The sequence below is a fragment of the Taishania pollutisoli genome (assembly GCF_014518315.1).
In the GTDB taxonomy this organism is placed as follows: Bacteria; Bacteroidota; Bacteroidia; order Flavobacteriales_D; family Crocinitomicaceae; genus Taishania; species Taishania pollutisoli.
Window position 1 is genome coordinate 287977 of sequence record NZ_JACVEL010000001.1, and the last position, 21720, is coordinate 309696.

Annotated in this window: 17 protein-coding genes, 2 tRNA genes and 1 pseudogene; 13 read left to right on the forward strand and 7 right to left on the reverse strand. The window is 41.7% G+C overall.

Translation table 11 applies throughout. From position 1 onward, the window contains the following. Positions 1–60 precede the first annotated feature (60 nt). A complete protein-coding gene (locus H9Y05_RS01220) occupies positions 61–654 on the reverse strand; it encodes an RNA polymerase sigma factor (RefSeq protein ID WP_216713277.1) in 594 nt (197 codons plus the stop codon). Positions 655–911: 257 nt separating this feature from the next. Here H9Y05_RS01220 and H9Y05_RS01225 point away from each other — a divergent pair, with 257 nt between their 5' ends. Beyond that, a complete protein-coding gene (locus H9Y05_RS01225) occupies positions 912–1193 on the forward strand; it encodes a hypothetical protein (RefSeq protein WP_216713278.1) in 282 nt (93 codons plus the stop codon). Positions 1194–1827: 634 nt separating this feature from the next. After that, positions 1828–2622 (forward strand): annotated as a pseudogene (locus tag H9Y05_RS16265) (recombinase family protein); the annotation flags it as partial. A 733-nt stretch (positions 2623–3355) separates the two neighbouring features. Here H9Y05_RS16265 and H9Y05_RS01235 read toward each other — a convergent pair. Then, positions 3356–3428, reverse strand: a tRNA-Lys gene (locus H9Y05_RS01235). Positions 3429–3674: 246 nt separating this feature from the next. Between H9Y05_RS01235 and H9Y05_RS01240 the strand changes: the two genes are divergently transcribed. The 7 genes from H9Y05_RS01240 to H9Y05_RS01270 all read left to right on the forward strand — a co-directional run bounded on the left by H9Y05_RS01240 (position 3675) and on the right by H9Y05_RS01270 (position 12692). Next, positions 3675–3745, forward strand: a tRNA-Cys gene (locus tag H9Y05_RS01240). 84 nt (positions 3746–3829) lie between these two features. Beyond that, entirely contained in the window at positions 3830–4825 is a 996-nt protein-coding gene (locus H9Y05_RS01245; RefSeq protein WP_216713279.1) for an NAD-dependent epimerase/dehydratase family protein, read from the forward strand. 6 nt (positions 4826–4831) lie between these two features. Next, entirely contained in the window at positions 4832–5584 is a 753-nt protein-coding gene (locus H9Y05_RS01250) for a CPBP family intramembrane glutamic endopeptidase (protein WP_216713280.1), read from the forward strand. Next, positions 5574–6389, forward strand: coding sequence for an SDR family oxidoreductase (locus H9Y05_RS01255; protein WP_216713281.1), 816 nt, complete (start codon positions 5574–5576; stop codon positions 6387–6389). Before H9Y05_RS01250 ends, H9Y05_RS01255 begins: the two co-directional genes overlap by 11 nt. A gap of 81 nt (positions 6390–6470) precedes the next feature. Then, positions 6471–7178, forward strand: a complete 708-nt coding sequence (locus H9Y05_RS01260; RefSeq protein ID WP_216713282.1) for a DUF6962 family protein — start codon at positions 6471–6473, stop codon at positions 7176–7178. Positions 7179–7420: 242 nt separating this feature from the next. Further along, positions 7421–9337, forward strand: a complete 1917-nt coding sequence (locus tag H9Y05_RS01265; protein WP_216713283.1) for a hypothetical protein — start codon at positions 7421–7423, stop codon at positions 9335–9337. Positions 9338–9665: 328 nt separating this feature from the next. Continuing rightward, the gene (locus tag H9Y05_RS01270; protein WP_216713284.1) at positions 9666–12692 is read left to right on the forward strand and encodes a beta strand repeat-containing protein; all 3027 of its coding nucleotides are present in this window, start codon (positions 9666–9668) and stop codon (positions 12690–12692) included. 4 nt (positions 12693–12696) lie between these two features. Here the strand turns inward: H9Y05_RS01270 and H9Y05_RS01275 are convergent, their stop codons facing one another. Further along, a complete protein-coding gene (locus H9Y05_RS01275; RefSeq protein ID WP_163492426.1) occupies positions 12697–13350 on the reverse strand; it encodes a hypothetical protein in 654 nt (217 codons plus the stop codon). Further along, a complete protein-coding gene (dnaX, locus tag H9Y05_RS01280) occupies positions 13311–14429 on the reverse strand; it encodes a DNA polymerase III subunit gamma/tau (RefSeq protein WP_163492425.1) in 1119 nt (372 codons plus the stop codon). The genes H9Y05_RS01275 and dnaX overlap by 40 nt, the downstream gene beginning before the upstream one ends. Before the next feature lie 100 nt (positions 14430–14529). On the opposite strand from dnaX, the gene H9Y05_RS01285 reads away from it, so the two are divergent. The 4 genes from H9Y05_RS01285 to H9Y05_RS01300 all read left to right on the forward strand — a co-directional run bounded on the left by H9Y05_RS01285 (position 14530) and on the right by H9Y05_RS01300 (position 18632). Continuing rightward, positions 14530–15381, forward strand: coding sequence for a class I SAM-dependent methyltransferase (locus H9Y05_RS01285; RefSeq protein WP_205729595.1), 852 nt, complete (start codon positions 14530–14532; stop codon positions 15379–15381). Between the two features lie 56 nt (positions 15382–15437). Then, positions 15438–16430 (forward strand): hypothetical protein, encoded by a 993-nt coding sequence (locus H9Y05_RS01290; RefSeq protein WP_216713285.1) that lies wholly within the window; start codon positions 15438–15440, stop codon positions 16428–16430. Between the two features lie 88 nt (positions 16431–16518). Next, on the forward strand, positions 16519–17139 hold the full coding sequence (locus H9Y05_RS01295; protein ID WP_235992062.1) for an RNA polymerase sigma factor: 621 nt from the start codon (positions 16519–16521) through the stop codon (positions 17137–17139). Then, positions 17070–18632 (forward strand): hypothetical protein, encoded by a 1563-nt coding sequence (locus tag H9Y05_RS01300; protein WP_216713287.1) that lies wholly within the window; start codon positions 17070–17072, stop codon positions 18630–18632. The genes H9Y05_RS01295 and H9Y05_RS01300 overlap by 70 nt, the downstream gene beginning before the upstream one ends. Positions 18633–18687: 55 nt before the next feature. Here H9Y05_RS01300 and H9Y05_RS01305 read toward each other — a convergent pair whose 3' ends face one another. The 3 genes from H9Y05_RS01305 to H9Y05_RS01315 form a co-directional block, all read right to left on the reverse strand. After that, entirely contained in the window at positions 18688–19080 is a 393-nt protein-coding gene (locus H9Y05_RS01305) for a DUF3127 domain-containing protein (protein WP_163492421.1), read from the reverse strand. Between the two features lie 87 nt (positions 19081–19167). Continuing rightward, positions 19168–20076, reverse strand: a complete 909-nt coding sequence (locus H9Y05_RS01310; protein ID WP_163492420.1) for a flavin reductase family protein — start codon at positions 20074–20076, stop codon at positions 19168–19170. Between the two features lie 168 nt (positions 20077–20244). Then, entirely contained in the window at positions 20245–21684 is a 1440-nt protein-coding gene (locus H9Y05_RS01315; protein WP_216713288.1) for a DUF4836 family protein, read from the reverse strand. Positions 21685–21720 lie beyond the last annotated feature (36 nt).

Here is a 21720-nt window from a genome sequence, read left to right on the forward strand (position 1 = left end):
CTTAAAGTAGAGGTATCGAAGATCACCATACCTTAAATATCCCTTGGTTTTAAGGTCACATTAATACGTAATAAGTAGGGCACCTAACAGTAAAGTAAGGTTATCTGTGGTGGACAATTGTTTTTTGATAAACTGATTGGCTTTGACAATATGATCCTGAACAGTGGATATTGAAATACCTAATAAGGATGCGACTTCTACATAGCTCATCCCATCTACCTTACACATAGTATATATTTTCTGTCGTTGCGGAGGGAGCTGACCTATCGCATTTTGCAGTATGTTATCGGTTTCTTTGAGGAAGACAAGTTCTTCAATATGCGTGTAGAGCTCTGTTCGGACACTGCTAAGATACTTTTCAACTTGTCTTTCAACGGATACATGGCGCAGAAAATTCAGGACAAGAAATCTGGAACAGGTAAAGAGGTATCCTTTAAATGAATTCTCAGGATCTATCTCAACCCTTTTGTTCCATATTTTCAAAAAGAGGTCATGTAGTAGATCATCTGCAATATCTTCATCACGCACCATTCTGAGGATATTTGCGTATATGATAAGACTGTATTTTTTATAGATGATCTCAAATGCCCTATGATCGCCACCTTGCAGACGTATCAGCAAGTCCTTTTCTGGGATGTGGTCAGTAATATACATGGCATCAGTAGGTTATAAAACCAAAGTTAGAGGATTGTTTCGAGAATATGAAATTTTAATCTTGCTGACGCCTATTTGCCTTGCAAATAAGGCTGATAATTAAGGGCAATATAGGGGCAGCCCAACAGTCGAAAAGCTATTTGGTATATTATTCGGTATAGCGCGCTAAAAAGTTAATATTGTGAGATTTTACGGAAATCCGTATTTGCACTTTTCTGAAAAGTTTTATCTTTAATGAAACCTAAAAACAAAAAATTATGAGTTTTAACGAAGATGATTTACTACATGATGATTATGAAAACACGACAACACCGGGCGATGATCCCAATTATACCGGTAAGCGTGATCGCGATCGTGTAAACAAAAAAGAGCTTTATGAGGTTGTCTATTTTTGCAATGCATTTATGGAAAAACATAAACTGGAAAAAAAAGATAGTTTTCAAAAGATTGAAAGAATAATCAGGCTTCCAGAAGCAAGTGGGATTGTGATGCGTGATGATTTAATCAAATTTGTCGAAAATAAGTGGAACGAAGAATAAATATGATGACGCAACTAAAATTAAATCGCAGTTACTTACTATAGTGACTGCGATTTTTCTTTTCAAAAGGTTTCTTTATTCTTGTTTCCGAATAGAAAACCATGCGATTTCACATTCGGAACCAGCATTAACAGGGGAAACAACTTAAAGTTGTACTTGTGCGGTGATACATCTTTTATTTTCTTTGGTTATCGTTTAAATTTAGTTAAGAAAGGAGATCGTGATGGTAGGAAACGTAGAGAAAGGATTGTCCCCTAAACGAATTGTGAAAATTCTTGCAAAGCATGGCACACAAGTCAATCTTGAACAGGCAACTCTTATACAGGGTTTTATGGAGAAACTTGTATCTATTGTGGTAAGAGATTTGATAAAACAAAATAAACCACTCACTTTGAATGGATCTTACAGAAAGCTGGGATGAAGCATAAAAGATTCTGAATGTGATATACTGCATTTAAAAACTATTCATCGGAGACTGGTTTTTCGACCAGTATTTACACTAAATAACAAGGAAATCAATGGTCTATGGTGTGTTGCCATAGACCAATAACTTGTAAATCTATCCCATAATGTTTAATTTTATGGGTGTCATAACCAAATGTGTCAGGGATTTATGTGTCAAAAAAAATGAATTATGGTTGCAGACTTATATATACGTGTGTCTACGGACGAACAGGCGGATAAGGGATATTCTCAAAGAGATCAGGAAGAACGACTTCAACAGTATTGTCAAAGGAATGGAATTGAGGTGCGGGATATCATCTACGAAGATCACTCTGCTAAATCTTTTCAAAGACCAGAATGGACAAAGCTACTTTCAAAGTTAAAAAGCAAACGAGGCAAAACAAATCTGGTTTTATTTACCAAATGGGATAGGTTTAGTAGGAATGCGGGTGATGCGTATCAAATGATCAGCACGTTGCGCATGCTGGGTGTTGAACCTCAGGCTATCGAACAGCCTTTGGATCTCTCTATTCCTGAAAACAAAATGATGCTTGCTTTTTATCTGGCGGCTCCCGAGGTAGAAAATGACCGTAGGGCATTGAACGTCTTTCATGGTATGCGACGTGCAAAAAAGGAAGGACGATGGATGGGAACTGCTCCGGTTGGCTATGTCAATAAAATTACCGAAGATCATAAAAAGTATATCGCTATTCATCCCATAGAAGGACCTTTGCTCAGGTGGGCATTTGAGCAACTTAGTGAAGATACCTACAACACCGAACAAATCTGGAAAATGGTTCGTGAGAAGGCCAAAGAAAGCGGACAGAAGAGATTTAGTAAGAATAATTTTTGGGTTGCGATCAGAAATCCTGTCTACTGTGGAAAAATATTTGTTCCTCCCTACGAAAATGAAACTGGATATTTCGTTCACGGTCAGCATGAGCCTTTGGTAAGCGAAGAATTGTTCAATAGCGTACAGGACGTCCTAGATGGACGTAAAAGAACTATCAAGCCCAAAGTGGTGTCCATAGATAATCTTCCACTGAGAGGCTTTCTAGCCTGCCCTAAATGCAGTCGTACACTGACAGGTAGTGCTTCTCGTGGCAAGCTGGGTAAATACTACTATTATTACCACTGTACTTCCAAATGTGGTACTCGGTTCAAGGCTCAGGACACGAATCAGCTATTCATTAAGCAACTCGGTGAATTAATTCCAAAGCCTGGCATGGTGGAATTGTTTGTTGAATCTATTAAGTACGAGTTCGCAAAGCAGACACAGCAGCAAAATTCGGAAAGAAAAAGATTACTGGATGAACTGGATGAATTAAACGCGAGAATGCAGAAGGCACGTATCCAAAAAGTCGAAGGGACACTTGATGATGAAGATTTTGTCCATATTAAAAAGGAAACAAATCAACGTATTGAACAGATAGAACAACAGCTTGGTAAGTTGGCAAACAACTTCAAAGAGATTGATTCACTGTTCGAATCTGCTGCCTATCAGCTATATAAGCTTGATGAAAGATTTGAAAAAGCTACTCCTGAAGAACAACGAATAATCTTGGGTTCGATATTCCCTGAAAAAATCGTTTTCGACGGAAATATACATCGAACCCCGAGAGTCAACGAAGTGATTCGTCTCATGTATCAGAAAACCAGCGTATTAGAGGGTGAAAAAAATGGGACAAATCTATCTTTTGTAGATTTGTCCCAAGAAGTGATCCCGCTGGGATTCGAACCCAGGACCCATACATTAAAAGTGTATTGCTCTACCAGCTGAGCTACGGAATCAAAACTAATTCATTAGGGGCGCAAAGTTATTCATTTATTTTAAATGGACAACTTTTCAAGGACAATTTTTTGCTGCAAATCCAAAAGTTGTAAAAATCCTGTTCGAAAACAACTGATTTTGAGTTCCAATAACCAAAAAAGAAATTATTTTTTTATTCAAACAACGCATTTTTCCTTCTGTTTCAGAATTTATTTATAAATTTGTCGTCCAATCTTGATAAATAACCCTGTCAAATTGGTAAAAATGGTCCTGTGGCCGAGGGGTTAGGCACCGGTCTGCAAAACCGTGCACAGCGGTTCGAATCCGCTCGGGACCTCACAAAAAACATAAAAATTGGCCCCAATGAACACATTGGGGCTTTTTTTTGCACTGCACAGTGCTTACTTATACAGACAGAAATATGAAAGTACTTGTAACAGGTCCTGATGGTGTACTTGGAAGCAACCTGGTTCGGGAATTATTAAAACGCAATTACGACGTCAGCGTTTTATTGCTGGAAGGAACAAATTCCCCTACCCTCTCGGGGTTACCCATTACTTCATTCTACGGAAATATTACCAACCCGGAATCATTGAACGAACCATTTTCCAACCAGGATGTGGTCATTCACTGTGCAGCAGCTACCAATGTATTTCCACCCAGAAATGAATTCATCAACAAAGTAAACATTGAAGGGACAAAAAACATCGCAGACGCCTGTCTGAAACACAACATCAAACGACTGATTTACGTTGGAACAGCCAATTCATTTTCTTACGGTACGACCAAAGATAAACCGGGAGTAGAAGACACTCCTTACTTGTCTGTCAGATATGGTCTGGACTACATGGATTCCAAACGTTACGCACAGGATTACATCATCGATGCCGTCAAAACGAAAGGGTTACCTGCCATTGTGGTCAATCCGACATTCATGATCGGACCGTATGATTCAAAACCCAGTTCGGGGTTGATGATTCTCGCATTGCACCAGGGGCGTGTTCCGGGGTACACCAGCGGCGGAAAAAATTATGTGGCCGTCAAAGACGTTGCATTTGCGATTGCACAGGCCATTGAGAAAGGTAGAATCGGTGAATGTTACATTCTGGGAAATGAAAACCTCACGTACCGGGAAGCATTCAATAAACTCGCGCAGGCGATTGATGCAAAACCGCCGAAACGGAAATTAGCCAATTCGGTGGTGATTTCATACGGAGTAGTAAACGGGATAATGGCTAAACTGTTTAAATTTTATCCTGCAGTGACAAAAGAACTGGCAATTATTTCCTGTGATCACCATTATTATTCTGCCGAAAAAGCCCGAAGGGAACTGGATATGCCACAAACACCAATTGAGGTCGCCGTGAAAGAATGTTTTGAATGGTTTAAAGAAAACGGCTATCTTTCAAAAAAATAAGCAGCTATGTACAATTACTTTGAACTAAATCTGGAATGGAAAGACACCGACATGCAGGTGATCGTTCCGATCCTGTCCGCCCTGGTATTCTTTGTTATCTACTGGTTTACCGCACAGTCGGAAAAGGTCAAAGCATCGTTTTACAAAAAGTACGATTTTGACAATGCTTCTGCCAACCACATCTTTTTTACCAAATATTTCGGGTTTCTCTCGATGGGCGTCGCGCCGGTTATTGTTTGTTTCGTGTTGATAGACGGGATGACATTTGCAGACCTGGGACTGACATTTTATTCAGAAACGGCATTTTTTACGCTTGTTTGGACAGTTGGTTTATGCGCATTGGTTATCCCATTGGCAGCATTCAGTGCTAAAAAGCCGAAAAATCTGGTCAATTACCCGCAAATTCGTGCAAAAAACTGGACAACGACCATTTACTATAAAAACTTGCTGGGATGGGCCTTGTACCTGTTCGGGTATGAATTGCTGTTCCGCGGCGTATTGTTCATGCCGCTGATCGAACCATTGGGGATCTGGCCGGCAATCGCAATCAATATTGCCTTGTACTCAGCGACACACATTCCGAAAGGACTGGATGAAACAATCGGAGCCATTCCACTGGGGGGTGTCTTGTGCTTACTGACCTATGCTTCCGGAACCATCTGGATTGCCGTGATTGTACACATTGCAATGGCATGGACAAACAGTTTAACAGCATTGAAACATCATCCTGAAATACAGTACACAAAAAATGGCAGGTAAATTCCAGGGAAAAGTAGCCATAATTACAGGTTCCAGCAGGGGAATCGGGAAAGCTATTGCCATCGAACTGGCTAAAAACGGCGCTTCTATTGTCCTGAACGGGAGAAATGAACAACGCCTGCAGGAAACCGAACAGATCATTCGCTCCATTCACCCCCATGTTGTTTCTATCTGCTGCGATGTTTCAGATATAAAGGCTTCTGAAGCGCTGATCGAAACCGCGATACAGCAATTCGGACGGCTTGACATTCTGGTGAACAATGTCGGTGTTTCTATGCGTGGGACGGTAGCAGAGTTAAATCCGGATGTGTTCAAAAAAGTATTTGAAAGCAATGTTTACGGTTCTGTCAACCCAACCATTCCCGCGATTCCGTATTTACGCAAAACAAAGGGAAGCATCGTATTTATTTCCAGTTTAGCGGGTATCAGAGGACTTCCGGGACTTTCCGCTTATTGCTCTTCTAAAATGGCATTGAGAGCTATCGCAGAAAGCATTCGATTGGAAGAAAAAAGCAACGGTGTACATGTCGGATTGATCCAGGTAGGAATTACCGAAATCGAACACAACAAAGAAACAATCGCTGCTGACGGAAGTATGAAAACGCTCAAAAGCAGAGATAAATCAAATGTACAAACAACAGAGCAGGTTGCTATAGCAACAGTAAAAAATATACGGAGCAGGAAATTCATCACCACACTCACAGGAATCGGAAAAGTAAATAAATTCATGCAAGCCCGTTTCCCGATGCTGGTGGAACGCATTATATTGAAAAACCTGCACAAGTTTGAAGAAAAAAGCGAATAATTAGTTGAAAGTAAAAAGTTGAGCAGAGTAAATCACATTCTCAACTTTCAACTTTCAACTCTTAACTTTCAACTCAAAAAAATGTTAATAGGACAAGATTACCCTAAAATAGAATTTGAATTATTCGGACTCAATCTGGTAGAGCCAAATGCATTTATCGGCGACCTGATCATCTTTTTGGTTGCTTTATACTATTATTTCAAGGTAAAAAAACAGGAATTGAACGGTTCGGATGATTTTCTGAAAAACTGGCGCTTGTTTTACCTGTGGTTCGGAATTAGCTTTCTATGCGGCGGATTCGGACATGTTCTCTACAATTATACCGGAGTCATGGGAAAAACACCATCCTGGTTCCTTGGATTACTTGCTCCTTATTTTATTGAGCAAGCCATGCTTTCCATTTACCCGAATGTATCCCGCCGAAAACTGTTCAGACAAATCTCGACCATTAAGTTAGTTGTCTTTGCACTGCTGGAATTAGTTATACTTTGTGTATTTGATATTTCCGATGCGCCTGAAAAAGGATTGTTGCTGCCTACACTGTCAACCACTGCAGGATTGTTTATCTGCCTCGGAATACTCGGATTTTACTACCAGCGAAAATTACATCCTTCGTTCAAGTACCTCTGGTATGCAATGATCGTATTGATTCTTTCAGCCATTCCGCAGGCAATGAAAATCAACATTCATCAGTACTGGGATCGAAACGATGTAAGTCATATATTTCTTTTACTCGCGTTGGTACTGTATTATCAAACAATCCGGCACTACCGGTGTTCCTCGCTTTAAAATTCCTTAATAAAAGTTGTATTGTTAGTTAATACATCTTTAATTTCTGTTTAATTCAATTTCGCTCAAAAGACAAGAACTTTGTGCCGTATTCTCAAATTGAATAACAATGGTACAGGTAATTGGTTTTGACATGCCGATGTCTATGCTTTACGACAGGATTGTGTTTTAGCGTCATTCAGAGACACGTATCGGTGTATTCCGAAAAAAGCTCTTCTGATTTATCTCTAAAACACTTGAACATGAAAGCATTATTATTTTTTGTCGGAATTATTTTCATCACATCCAATTCCGTTTTGAGTCAATTAATTGATGAACCTTTTATTGATGGATCACTACCTGCGGGATGGTCGCAAAACAGCGTAACATTTACAACTGCAGCCGGGGGATATGCCAACTTTACTTCCAACAGCGCAACTTTAACATCACCTGTATTCAATGCCGAAACAGCCTGCTCTTTACGGGTGGAATTTGAGGTCGCAAAATTCGGAACAGGAGGCGACGGACCTGTCACCATTCAATATTCCTTAAACGGAGGATCCACATGGATTACACTCGGAAACTCAAGCACTCCAACCAGTTCCACTTATCTCTCCAATACGATGACTATTCCGAATGTTTCCAATAACATGATGATCCGCATCACCAGAACAGCAAGTGCCAGCCAAAAACGATTCCGCAGCCTGGTAGTAACGGCTTTGGGGAATTGCGGAAGCACTAATACCGTCACAACGGGAACTGTCTCCGGGGGACCGTTTACGGTTACCTGCACCACTACGGACGCGGGAACCGTTGCTTTCACATCGGCAGGAACATTTACCGCAGGAAACACCTACACCGCTCAGCTTTCAGATGCTGCAGGTAGTTTTGCATCACCGACAACAATTGGTACATTAACGTCAACGGGAAATAGCGGTACGATCACGATTACAATTCCGTCCGCATTACCTTCCGGAACAGGGTACAGTATCAGGATCGTTTCCAGTAATCCGGCAACAACAGGTAGCACCAGCGCTGCATTTTCAATTACCCTGAGCGGAGGACCCTGCACCTTGCTGGAACCGCACATTACAAGCGTGATCTACAACGGATGCAACGCCGGGTCGTGCCAGGAAGGACAATCGGAAGTTGTGTTTGCCACTACGGGCGGATACAGCATTGCCATCAACAACGCCAACAATATCAATTTAAACTATACCGCAGGAACTTCTTATGATATGCTGCTCTATTTTGTAAACGGATCATCCGTTACAACTGCACTCAATACTGCCGCAGGTTGCCCGGGGTTATTTTTAAATGGAATAACAACAATCATTCCTCCTAACTCCAGAATGATGTTTGTCTCCGAAGCATTTTGCCCGGAAAATTACAGCGGTTGGGACCAGTTTTGCGGAGAAGGACCAATTTATGTGATCTATGGCCGGGACGGAACCAGCACAACAACCGATGGATGGGTCAGCGGCGGTAACTTCGGGAATTCCGGTACCGACAGAACATTCAATCTGGAGGTAACCGCGACAAACGGAACGACCTACACAACAAACTACACCTACGACGGGAGCGGAAGTGACGGGAGATATGCCGTATACGGATCATCGTATCCGACTGGAACAAATCCGCGAACACCGGTTTCCAACGGAACACTCACAAGTTGCTCGTTTACTCCCATTGTACTCGCATCCGAAGTGATCGGATATACAGGCACCTACGAGCATCAACGATCTGTGTTGACATGGGAAACAGCAACAGAACGCAATAACAGCCATTTTTCCATCCTTCGTTCAACGGACGGAATGAACTGGAATAACATCGGGACCGTTGCAGGAGGTGGAAATTCAAATCAGCCGCTAAGCTATCAATTGATTGACTACACACCTGAAAACGGAACCAATTATTACCGCCTGGAATCAACCGATTTTGACGGGAAAATATTCCAACAGGGAATTGTATCTGTTGACGTTACTTCTTCGACAATTTATTACAATGAAACAACTGCCACTATTGAATTATCAGGAAACAGTACCATTGAAATTTATGCGACGGACGGAAGGCTGATCATGCAATCAATCGGTTCAAAACACATTCCATTCCACCATTCAGGGGTCTTTTTAGTTCACGATGTCAGTACGGGAAAAACCGTACGAATGCTTATAAAATAGCTGACCCCAGAAAAAGAAAAAAGCCTGCTGCGTAAAAAACAGCAGGCTTTTTTTCAATACACATCCGGCATTCCGGGCAAACCGATTTACAATGGTTTAAGTTATTAACACAACCCAATCCTTGTTGTTAATTATTTTTTTACCTTCCAGTAAAAAAATATTCGAAATTTGTTTTAGTAAATTCAAAACCGAAGTTTTATGGTAACTGTTATCGGATACGATATGCCTATGTCAATGCTCTACGAGGCATCAATTCTTTAGCGTTGTGCAGTGACACGTACGGGTGGATGCCCGTAAAGTTCTTCTGCGTTCTGTTAAAGACACATTTATGAAAATAATCCACCCGATAGTTGTTCTCCTGACTATTGTTTGTTCACTGTATATCAAAAATACGTACGGCCAGGTATTTACTGAATCCATGGGAACTGTTTCAGGTACCACTACAATTAATTCCCACGAAACAGCCAATAATTTCGACAATGACGGATTTACCATGTCCGGAACAAGTGACTTAAGAAACACCTCTCCATCGGGAACTTATACAGGAGCATCCGGAGGAGCAAATATTTTTTTGACCAATACAAACGGGATCTTTTTTCAGATTGCCGGGATTTCCACCACCGGGTGTACAAGTCTGAGTCTCACGTTCGGAGTCTTGAAATCAGCCAATACATTCTCAGGCCTAACGCTTTCATATAGCACTAATGGAACAACGTTTACCACAATTCCATATACAACAACAGCCACTACCAATAATGCATGGACATTGGCAACGGCGACATTACCGGCAGGTTTTCTGAACCAGGCCAGCATTTCATTGAAATGGACCAACACGACAACAACTACCCAATACCGGATTGATGATGTTGTACTCAGCGGAACGTGTACAGTCTCCTCCAATACCGTCACCACAGGGTCCGTTACAGGTACTCCTTTTACTGTGAATTGCGGAGCGGGAAGCACAGGAACTGTTGCATTCACATCCTCAGGTACATTCACTGCCGGAAACGTTTATACAGCTGAATTGTCTAATGCCTCGGGAAGTTTTGCCTCTCCGGTAACCGTAGGAACGTTAACATCAACAGCAAACAGCGGGACCATTAACATTACCATTCCAGCGGGAACAGCCACCGGTACAGGATATAAAATCAGAATTCTTTCAAGTGTCCCTGCTATAACAGGCAGTGAATCAACTGCTTTTTCTGTCACCAACACTCCTTGTTCCATTACTCCAACCGTTGCAGGAGCTCCATTTGCCGTGGATTGTTCGACAGGAGATGACGGACAAGTTACTTTTACTTCTGTCGGAACCTATGCTGCAGGAAATGTCTATACGGTGGAACTATCCAGTTCTACGGGAAGTTTTGCCGCTCCTGTATCTGTCGGAACATTGACCTCATCGGCTAATTCAGGAACGATCAACATTACGATTCCGGGAGGAACACCTTCAGGAACGGGATATAAAATTAGAATCGTGTCCAGTAACCCAGCTGTTACCGGAGCAGAATCGACAGCATTCCAGGTCACACTAACCGGAAGTTGCGGCCCATGTTATACAGGACATGCACCTAATTTCACAACATCCGGATATACAATCGCCGGAGATACAGACAGCGGAGGATCACCCACCAATACAATCCGACTTGCATCAGGAGGTTCAGGAGGAAGTATCTCCACAACAGCAACAGGTGTTACCGCAGGAAGTGTTACGGTCAGATTCAGAGCAAAGCAATACAATGCCAGCGAAACGAGTGTGACTGTTACATTAGGCGGACAATCACAAACCATCACTAATCTACCGGTAAATTTTGACTGGGTAACGGTAACATTTAACGGTGTGCCGGCCAATCCGACTTTATCTTTTAGTACTACGGTCAACAAACGTGTTCATATCGGGAATGTAGAACTACTCTGTTTTACACTGGACGAAGAAATTATTGTTGTGAACGTAACCGGAGGTCCTTTTGTCGTCGATTGTGAAACGGGGGATGACGGTACCGTTGATTTCATGACGGATGGAGATTTTGATCCTGCCAATGATTTCACGGTACAATTATCCAATGCTTCGGGAAGTTTTGCTACCCCTGTGAACATTGGCTCAATTACTCTGGGTGGAACAACCCCGTCCGGCTCCATTCCGATCTCCATTCCTGCTTCACTTGCTTCAGGAACAAACTACAGAATACGAATTATCTCTTCCAGTCCTTCTGTGATCAGCGATACCTCTGCTGTATTCTCCATTACACTGAACAACGGACCATGTGTTTTAACACCTCCTCACATGACATCCGTGTATATCAATTCGTGCAACGGAACTTGCCTGGAAGGACACAATGAGTTGGTGTTCGGAACTTCCGGAAGTTATGATTTCACCGTCAACACGACAAACTTCGATTTTTACTACGGATCCAGCAACCCCGGAACCAATTACACAGACGTTCTTGTCAACAACAGTTCGAAAATCAACCAGCTAAACACCGCCGCAGGGTGCCCGGGATTGTTTGTCGATGCAACCGGAGCAACAATTCCTGCCAATGCCAGCTGGATGCTTGCACCAACACAGGTTTGCACGGAAGCACTGCAATGGAGCGGGCTGTGCGGATCAGGACCGATCTATGTTATTTTCCAAAACGATCCGGATTGGAACCTGAACGGTACGTTTGTTAACAGCAGCAGCGGAACGCGTTATTTCAGAACCGTCGTCAGAACAACCTCCGGAAACACATTTACGGTTAATTACACAATCAACTCCGCATTGTATCCAAGTTACGGGGATCCTGACGGAGACGGAGTATATGCGACCTTTGATTCTGACGGAGGACCTGCCATATCTTATGGCGATGACGACTGTCAGCTGACACCTGTCGTACTCGGAACAGAGTTGATTTCATTCAACGGAGCATACGATGGATCCATTTCTGTTCTCAGTTGGAAAACCAATTCTGAAATAAATAATAGTCACTACACGATCAGCAGATCTGTTGACGGGATCAACTGGGAAATCATCGGACGTGTCAACGGAGCAGGGACAACAACTCATGCAACCAGTTACGAACTGATTGATTACGCTCCTGAAAGCGGAATTGATTATTACCGACTGCAATCGACCGATTACGACGGCAAAACACATTTCAAAGGGATTGTTGCCGTTGAAGTGGAACGGTGGATGACTTATTACAATCAAGTTACCGGTACCATTGAATTAATGGAAGCAGCAGATGTGGAGATCTACTCAACGGACGGAAAATTGATTGCGCGGGGAGATAATACAGCGAGTATCCCGTTTCATCACAAGGGCATATTTATTGTTCATCTGACAAATAAAGGGAAATCAGAACGGATACTGGTCCGGTAACGGATCAGTATTCGATGTCCAGGCTGAATGTATTTTTCAGGGAGTGGAGATTGGGAAATTTTCTGGCCAACATCGCAAATTTATCTTTCCCGGTAAGGTGCTTGACATCTTCCTGTTGGTTTTCGGTAATTTTAACTTCGATGAAAACATCATAATTCTTCAGTGAATTGCGCATGTATGAAGTCAGTTTCTCCATATCAGCATTGATCAGATCCACCTGAACAAGGTTATCCACTTCCATCACAAAATGTGTTTCGGAAAGTGCTTTCGGATTGCGCTTGATCATCGCATTATAGAATGTTTCCCTTCCCTGCTCTTTCATTTGATTGGCAAACTGTCTCCAGCTCATATTGACTGCATCCATGGTGAATGCTTCCCGTGGCATTTCCTGGTTGGAAAGTCCGTGGATTTCGCTATTTGTCTGCGGATTGAGTAGTTTTTTGATCGACAAGTTAGCCGAATTGACCTTATCTCCGGCTGTTGCCAGGACCTTTGGCTCCGGTTTTTGATTCAATTGCTGAGAAATAGACGGAACGGACGGTTTTGTTACCTGTTCTGTTGCCGTTTGTTTGTCCCGCAATGTCTGTCCGGGAAACGGAATAATTTTAACCGGATCAGTTAAGGATTTTTTTTTTCGAGCTCCTGTTTCAGGGAGCACAACTGCATCAGGGTGATTTCTACCAGGAGTCGCTGATTCTTGGATTGTTTGTAATCCACATCTGTTTTTGACAAGACGCCGAGCGAACGCAAAATTGTAGGGGAATCCACTTCTTTCGCCTGTTGAATATACCGGTTTTCCGCTACTTCACCTACCTCCAGGAGGTTTGAAGTCCTGACATCTTTACATACCAGCAGGTTACGGTAATGGTTGGACAACCCAATGATAAAATTGTGTGCATCAAACCCTTTTTCCATGATTTCATTGAACAATAACAATGAATTGGGAATGTCTTCTTTTTGCGCCAGGTCAACGACACGGAAATAATAATCGTAATCCAGCACATTGAGGTTATCAATCACATTCTGATACGTGATATTGCTTCCGGCAAAGGTAACGATCTGGTCAAAAATGGAAAGCGCATCGCGCAATGCCCCGTCTGCCTTTTGTGCAATCAGGTGTAGTGCTTCAGGATCAGCCGTAATGGATTCTTTCACCGAAATCGCTGCCAGGTGATCCGCAATATCTTTGACTTTGATCCGGTTGAAGTCAAAAATCTGACAACGGGATAAAATCGTTGGTATAATCTTGTGTTTCTCTGTTGTCGCCAGGATAAAAATAGCATGTTTCGGCGGTTCTTCCAATGTTTTCAGAAACGCATTGAATGCACTGTTGGACAACATGTGAACCTCGTCGATGATATACACCTTGTGTGTTCCCAACTGCGGTGCCAGACGTACCTGATCAATCAGGTTCCGGATGTCATCAACCGAGTTATTGGAAGCGGCATCCAACTCATATACGTTGAGTGAAGCGCCTTCGTTGAAGGATTTACACGATTCACAGACTTCGCATGCTTCGATTTCTTCCGTTCGGTTAAAACAGTTGATTGTTTTGGCAAGAATACGCGCAGTGGTCGTTTTACCGACTCCCCGTGAACCGCAAAACAGAAATGCCTGAGCCAGTTGATTGTTTTTGATTGCATTACGCAATGTAGAAGTAACAGATTTCTGCCCCACAACCGTATCAAAGGTCTGCGGGCGGTACTTTCTTGCGGATACAATAAACTCTTCGCTCATTACCTGCAAAGATACAATGAAAAACGGTAAGCTGAAAGGCTGTTGAAAACTTTATTGATCAGGAAAAGAAACACCTCCTTCCCCCTCTGCTCTGCATCTTATGACGTTTCTCCTCAAAACATCCATCCTGATTTACACAAAAGCAAAGCACTTTAACACACAAATCCCCATTCATATGCCCATCTTACAAACAGCAGAAAGAATATCATCGACGGAACCGTCAGATAACTACATTTTTCAACGATCGGTTTTGGCTTATGCAGAAGCAGCTAAAATTGTGTCTGGAAATGTCCTTGAAATCGGAACCGGAAATGGTTACGGGATTGAAATGATCGCCCGAAAAGTGTCTCAGTTGTACACAATCGATAAGTTCAAAAACGATAACATAACCGGCCTTTTGCAACAATACAAGAATGTCATTTTTAAAAAAACAACCATCCCGCCATTGACAGAGATTGCAAGTAACAGTTTTGATTTCGTCATCACATTCCAGGTCATTGAACACATCAAAAACGACACGTTTTTTTTACAGGAAATATACCGGGTTCTAAAGCCGGGCGGTCAACTTATCATCACCACACCGAATAAGAAAATGTCACTCACCCGCAACCCGTGGCATATACGAGAATACACAGCCTGTGAATTAAAAAAATTGTGCCTGCATCGATTCGATATTGTTAAAACACTTGGTATCTACGGTAATAATGCTGTTATGAATCACTATTATATCAATAAAGAAGCAGTAAAAAAAATTATACGTTTCGATGTTTTAAATCTGCAATACAGATTACCCCGCTGGTTTCTGAAACTTCCATACGATGTATTAAACAGGTGGAATAGAAAGCAGATGGTATGTCGCAACAGCAATGTTTTAACAATCAAAATGGACGATTATTTTTTAGCCGATGTTAATGATGAATGCCTGGATTTATTTTACATAATAAAAAAATAATCCCCCCCGGATTCGGTTGACATTTCGTTTCTCATAAAAACATTAAACGTTACATCATGAGTAGTCTAAAAAAGTTCATTCTGTCAACAATTATTCCGGCCTCCCTTTTTCTTATCACTGCCTGTAAAAAAGAACAACTCGGTTCATCTACAGAAAATTCACCCACAGCAAAGACATATCAGAATCTCTCAGATTTTTTTGCAACCAACAAATTAGAGAGAATGCAGTTTGTAACAATTAACAATTCTGATTTCGAAGCTGATACAATTATCACAAACTTAGGCACACATTTTTTTGTACTGAAAGACGTATTCGAAACAATGGATGGCACTCCTGTTACGGGAAACATTGACATTGGATTTATCGAATTATACGATAAGAAAGACCTGTTACTATTAGGTCATTCCAATATGGGATACCTGCAAAATGGACTTACTCCGCTCATTTCAGGAGGTCAGTTCTATATAAGCGCAAAACAAAACGGGCAGGAATTACGACTAAAAGAAAATCATTATTGTTACATCTACCACATTCCGGCAGGAAGTAATACAACTCCGGCATTTCTTTTTCACCGGCTAATCAACGAGCAAAATCAGGTATTCTGGAGCAAGGCTGAGTCCATTGAAGTTGAAAACGGGCCTGATTATATGTCTGTCAACGAATACGACGGGGCATATTATACATCCAACAATACATTGGGATGGGCAGGTATCGCACACTTTGCATCCATGACCGGAGCACAATCTCCTCTCAGCCTGCAATTGCCTTCCGGACATACATCTGAAAATACTGCTGTTTATGTTTCAATCGATGGAGTTACATCTTTGGGAGAACTCCATGCCACTCAATCGGGGATCTTCGCATCTGTCCCCGGGTACACACTTCCCATCGGCACAAGTGTACATTTTGTCATTATTTCACATACAACCGGCACATTGAAAGCGGCAATAGTGCCCGCAATGATTACCAGCAATCATATTCAGTTTGTTCAGGAGCCGGAAGAAATGTCTTCTACAGAATTATCTGTTTTATTGAACTCATTACCGTGATCACAGATAAATACCCCCGGGATTCATCATGAGTTTCGTTGCTGTTCAAAAACAGATTCCTGTCGTTTTTTCAGACAACGTGCCTTGAATGTTCAGGTTCTTTGCCTTTTGTTTGTTTTATTTGTTGTTTTTTCACCAAAAATTCAGATTTACCATCTTGTTTCAACTCAATTCGGATACTGTATATGCTATCAAAAAAGGTGATCGAAAGATCATTCTGAAGCTTTACCACTATACTTTTCAAGTATTGATGGGCAATGCTGTACGTTATACGACTGATCCGGAAACCCAGATGCAAATCGTCAATAACGCGTTCATGAAAATTGTAACAAATATTGAACGATTCCAGCCGGGAACAGCATATTTTTCCTGGGCGAAGCAGATCGTTAAGCGAGAGATCATCGATGATTTCAGAAAAAACAAACGGTATAAAGAATTATTTCAGTACAATGATGATTACAAAAGTGAGTCACTAATCACAGAACCGGAAACAGATACCACATTCGAAGCAGAAGAACTTCAACTCATATTAAACACCTTACCGCCGGCAACGAAAATGGTGTTTAATCTTTATGCAATTGACGGATATACTACTGCTGAAATCATGGAAGACCTGAATATCTCCTATGAAACGGTAAAATGGCACATGAAGGAAGCTCGCAAAAGACTGAGAACGCAATTGAATACAAACCAACTGAAACGATCGTGAAAAAAGAAAAGAAATACATCGATGAGTTATTCAATGAAGCATTGAACAACCGTTCTTTTGACATTCCTGAGGCGTTTATGGACGATCTGAATAACCGATTGGATGCAATCGAAAAGAAAAAGAGAAGAGGGTTCTTGTGGTGGTTTATTCTATTCGCCGGTTTCACAGTAATACCCTTTTCCCTGGCATTACTAACACAACGAACGGGAAAGCCTCAACCGGTAATCACTGATTTCAACAATGGCAGCACAACAACGAAACAAGAACACGAAACTCTGTCAATTACCCGGCAACGCAGAACAGAACATACCGTCCCGCGAGCAGGAAACCAAACAAATACATTAACAGGTATGAACGCCGGAATAAAGTCAAACAGTCTTCAATCTGATGAACACAATAACAAAACCAACAACAAAAAAGCAGACACAACAATTAAAGCTGCATACGGAACGATAACATCTTTTTCTGGCCATCGTACAAAAGACATTCCGGAGACAATAATTACAGAGAAAAAAATACAGAATAACGACTCTGTAACAATCTATGCCGGCAATCCGGTTACCACCGACCACTCAACAAGTGAACAATTGGATCCCGACATTCACGTTGAATCAGGTGATCATATATTGAAGAACATCCCGGACGAAGGTGTTCCTGATTCTGTTTCAGCACACATCGTAAATGACAGCACCGGATCAACAATTGCACACAATACATTGAACCAGTTACTTCCAACCGGCAAGAATGAAAAAACGACGGGTAACTGGAAGAAAGAAATGCAGCTGTACGGAGGAATCGGTACGACCTTCTACAATGACCGATCCGACACATCCAATTATCTGAAGCAATTCAAAGAGATTCAACGGAGGATTATTATTCCTGACATCGGCATCAACGGGCATTTTTCTTATAAAAACATGACATTCGGAGCAGGATTAAATTACAATCAAACCGGTGAAAAATATACTTCAACGATTAACCATAAATTCTTCCGGGATTCAACAATTCATTTTACCAGCTATGATACGATCTATTATTATGATTCAATCAATGGTACATGGGAAATCCAAGAAATAGTAGAAGTTCCGGAACAATACACCTTCCAGTTCCAAGACTCCACATTGATAGCTGTTCACGTGAAAAACAGCTACTCGTGGGTTTCCGTACCGCTTTATTTCGGATATCGTTTTCAGGCAGGTTCTTTTGAATTCATTCCGCGCCTCGGTGTACAATTTAATTTTGGCGTCGCGAGACGAGTTGGTAATTATCCTGACTTTCTATCTCAGTCGATCACCCAATTCAAGGCAAAAGCATTCAGTCTTTCTTATGTAATCCAGTTAGAAATCAGGCGAAATTTTCAAAATCACTGGCATGTGTTTGTCAACCCGTATTTTAAATCTGCATTCACACCAACCATTTCCCTGTCAATGCTAAACAGGAAATATTCATCGCTGGGGATTCAGCTGGGAATTGGTTACACATTCCGGAAATAAAAAATCGAGACAGCCGGTGGGGTGTCTCGATTCATTATTAGTTTAAAAAACCTGTTTAGAACGGTAAATCGTCGTCGTCTTGTTCCGTTGCTGCCGATTCAATCGGAGAAGGTGTCGGTGCAAGGTTCATTGCAGAAGGTCCTCCCTGTGGCATTCCTCCTCCGGTTTGTCCCATTTTCTCCACTCTCCACGCATCCAATGTATTAAAATACCTTACTTCTCCCTGCGGGCTTACCCATTCTCTTCCACGCAGGTTGAACGAAACCTCTACTGTATCGTTGACATTTACACCATCAATAATGGAACATTTGTCTTGCGTTAATTGAAAAAGAATATCCTGCGGATACATCGAAGATGAATCTGTGATTACAAATTCTCTCTTTGAAAATTTTTCCGAAACCTGAACGGTGTCATTTACGACCTTTACTGTCCCTGTTAATTTGTACATAGTTTTTTATTTTATTTGTCTTTGTTATTCCATGTAAACTGGTAGCTTACATGTATGATTTTATTCTTTTTTACGATGAAGAACGGATTATCCATTGTTAAATGACAACAAAGTCATCCATGCTTCTTCCAGTTTCTCCTCCGCCAGTAATTGTTGCGCGTGGCGGTGCAATTCCAACTCCAACTCAACCGGATTATCTTCTAAAGATACGAATAAATCACTTAATTCCAAAAGTTTATACTCGTTCACATCCGTTTCATTCGGAATTTCAGTGATCCCGGCCAACTGCCCCAGGTTATTTGCCGTCAACACTGTGCTTCTTAAGATATCTTCAGGAAGCTGATCGAATCCCACACCACAGGTTGTGATCGGTTTGGTAATTTCAAACATGGAGTTTTTATCTGAACGGCAGTACCAGTTCCCTCCCATCCGTGACACCAAATCGATTTTGTGCTGATCAATCATTCCGTTTTCATCCAGAATATCCGGTCGGATATGAATCCTGGTTACTTCACAGATAATCAGGTTTCCGGCACCTCCTCCCTGTCCCAATTCAACAACCTCATTGACTTTACATTCCAACTGAACCGGAGATTCGGCTACACGAAACGGACGAATGGTTTCTGAAGGAAGTGGTGTAAATCCGGCTTTGACAAATTCATTGACATCCGACGGGTAAGGAGAACTCGCCAGACTTACCTGGTGGACAATGTCATAATTTACAATATTAATGACCACTTCGGGGATACGCTTTACGTTATGGTACGTATCTTTCGCCTCTCCCGTTCTTCCACTGCGTGCAGGGGAAAAAATCAGAATGGGTGGATTGGCACTGAACACGTTGAAAAAACTAAACGGCGCTAAATTAGGCACTCCGTTTTCATCAATTGTCGATGCAAAAGCAATCGGACGCGGACCGACAGCCCCCAACAAATACTGGTGTACCTTCGGAATCGGCAATTCTTTTGGATCGTATGTATTAAATGTATGTGTCATTGCAGGGACAAAATTAAAACAAAAAATTCCTCAACAACCAGATTTACACGTTAAGTTTTCACAATCTATCAACAAGAAAATCATGCACCACCGTCTATAAATCCGAACAGTTGAAAGTAAAAAATCCCCCTAAAAACAGGAGGATTCAATACGATATACAGAGGCGAATCAGATTGCTATTTCATCTTCAAATGTTCTCAACGCCTTGTTGAATAGTTGTTTCAATGCATTCTCTTTGCCATCTTTTGCTTTGATAATGACCTGACCTCCTTCCAGGTTATAACTGACAGAAATGTACTTTACCAATTCCGCCATTTTTGCACCTCCCTCCAACTGGAATTCATCCAGGTTTACATCGCTCAGGTCAATGAACAGGTTAAATGCATCTTTTCCGAAATTCTCAGCTCCTTCCGGTAAGGTAATTCCCTTTCCGGCGTATGCTGAAGATGAAAATCCAGCAATCCCCGAATCTGTCAGATTCACCACCTGGAAATCGGATGAAATGGCATCTTTAATGGTTTGTCCAAAATTTTTTCCTTGCCCGGAAAGTCCCACATAGAAATTGAAATCCGGCGTCATTCCTTCAACAACTTGCGTTGCGTCTCCCAACACCAGTGCTCCGATCCGACCATCAATCAGCTTGGAAATATCGTTGTTGGCCACCATCATCGCCATTGCAAACGGTCCCCCGATGCCATCGCTCAGGTCTTCCAATGCGTTCGGGGCATATTCATCCAGAAACTCCTGTAGTTTTTTCGTGTCAATGTTCAATGAAACCCCGACTCTTGGTTTTCCGTTTCCTAAGTTGCTCAGGATTTTAGCTCCTCCGTCTTTGTTCAGGAACAATTTGCTCTTCAATGCTTCTGAGAAGTGATTTTTTGTTTCCAGAACGATTGCTCCGTTTTCAAATTTCAATCCACTTTCAATGTATGAATTTTGCAGCATTGCACGCAGTTCTTTTTGTTTATCAGCGCTCAAATCCTCCAGGTCTGTATTGGAAGTGCCATACAGATTCGCCAGGCTGGCACCGTATACGATGTCTTCTTTTTTACTTAAAATGTCTGCAATGTAACCGGTGCTTACGTCTCCCTGCGTTTTTTTACGCACTTCCGCTAACGCTGTTTTTGCATCCGAAACATTGGGTTTGATCAATACAATGGCAACTCCCTGATCGAATGCAATGTTCATATCACCTTCTCCGGCATAGTCAAAATCACCTCCTTTTTTGACTTCAAATCCATTTTTTGTCAGGTTTGCTTTCAGGGAATCTGCATTCTTCACTTCAATGAACAGGTACGTTGCTGTCGGATTGCCATCCACAATAGGACCTTCAATTGCAAAATAAACGGGAGCATCCAGGTTAACAGAACTTTTCAACTGTCCCAGTGGCTCATTCAAAAACGCTTTGATTTTCGCTTCCTGTTGGTAGCCTGTTTTTTCAAGAATGTCATTCATTCTGGCAGATCCAAAACCAATGATTGTCTCATTTCCATTTAAAAATGAAGAGACACTTTCTATCAATGACCGCGATTTTCCTGACCCGCCGCAAGCAGTAATAATCAACGCAGTAGCAGTAATAATCAACGAAAAATTAAATAACTTTTTCATACATTCAATTAATTTAAGTCAAAAGTACAATAAAAA

Bases quoted from the DNA above. Each gene is read 5' to 3' on its own strand.
- H9Y05_RS01225 (WP_216713278.1), top strand. From the start codon at position 912: ATGAGTTTTAACGAAGATGATTTACTACATGATGATTATGAAAACACG.
- dnaX (WP_163492425.1), bottom strand. From the start codon at position 14,429: ATGAGCGAAGAGTTTATTGTATCCGCAAGAAAGTACCGCCCGCAGACC.
- H9Y05_RS01290 (WP_216713285.1), top strand. From the start codon at position 15,438: ATGAGTAGTCTAAAAAAGTTCATTCTGTCAACAATTATTCCGGCCTCC.
- H9Y05_RS01255 (WP_216713281.1), top strand. From the start codon at position 5,574: ATGGCAGGTAAATTCCAGGGAAAAGTAGCCATAATTACAGGTTCCAGC.
- H9Y05_RS01220 (WP_216713277.1), bottom strand. From the start codon at position 654: ATGTATATTACTGACCACATCCCAGAAAAGGACTTGCTGATACGTCTG.
- H9Y05_RS01295 (WP_235992062.1), top strand. From the start codon at position 16,519: ATGTTCAGGTTCTTTGCCTTTTGTTTGTTTTATTTGTTGTTTTTTCAC.
- H9Y05_RS01305 (WP_163492421.1), bottom strand. From the start codon at position 19,080: ATGTACAAATTAACAGGGACAGTAAAGGTCGTAAATGACACCGTTCAG.
- H9Y05_RS01260 (WP_216713282.1), top strand. From the start codon at position 6,471: ATGTTAATAGGACAAGATTACCCTAAAATAGAATTTGAATTATTCGGA.
- H9Y05_RS01250 (WP_216713280.1), top strand. From the start codon at position 4,832: ATGTACAATTACTTTGAACTAAATCTGGAATGGAAAGACACCGACATG.
- H9Y05_RS01300 (WP_216713287.1), top strand. From the start codon at position 17,070: ATGGCACATGAAGGAAGCTCGCAAAAGACTGAGAACGCAATTGAATAC.
- H9Y05_RS01315 (WP_216713288.1), bottom strand. From the start codon at position 21,684: ATGAAAAAGTTATTTAATTTTTCGTTGATTATTACTGCTACTGCGTTG.
- H9Y05_RS01285 (WP_205729595.1), top strand. From the start codon at position 14,530: ATGACGTTTCTCCTCAAAACATCCATCCTGATTTACACAAAAGCAAAG.
- H9Y05_RS01310 (WP_163492420.1), bottom strand. From the start codon at position 20,076: ATGACACATACATTTAATACATACGATCCAAAAGAATTGCCGATTCCG.
- H9Y05_RS01245 (WP_216713279.1), top strand. From the start codon at position 3,830: ATGAAAGTACTTGTAACAGGTCCTGATGGTGTACTTGGAAGCAACCTG.
- H9Y05_RS01270 (WP_216713284.1), top strand. From the start codon at position 9,666: ATGAAAATAATCCACCCGATAGTTGTTCTCCTGACTATTGTTTGTTCA.
- H9Y05_RS01265 (WP_216713283.1), top strand. From the start codon at position 7,421: ATGAAAGCATTATTATTTTTTGTCGGAATTATTTTCATCACATCCAAT.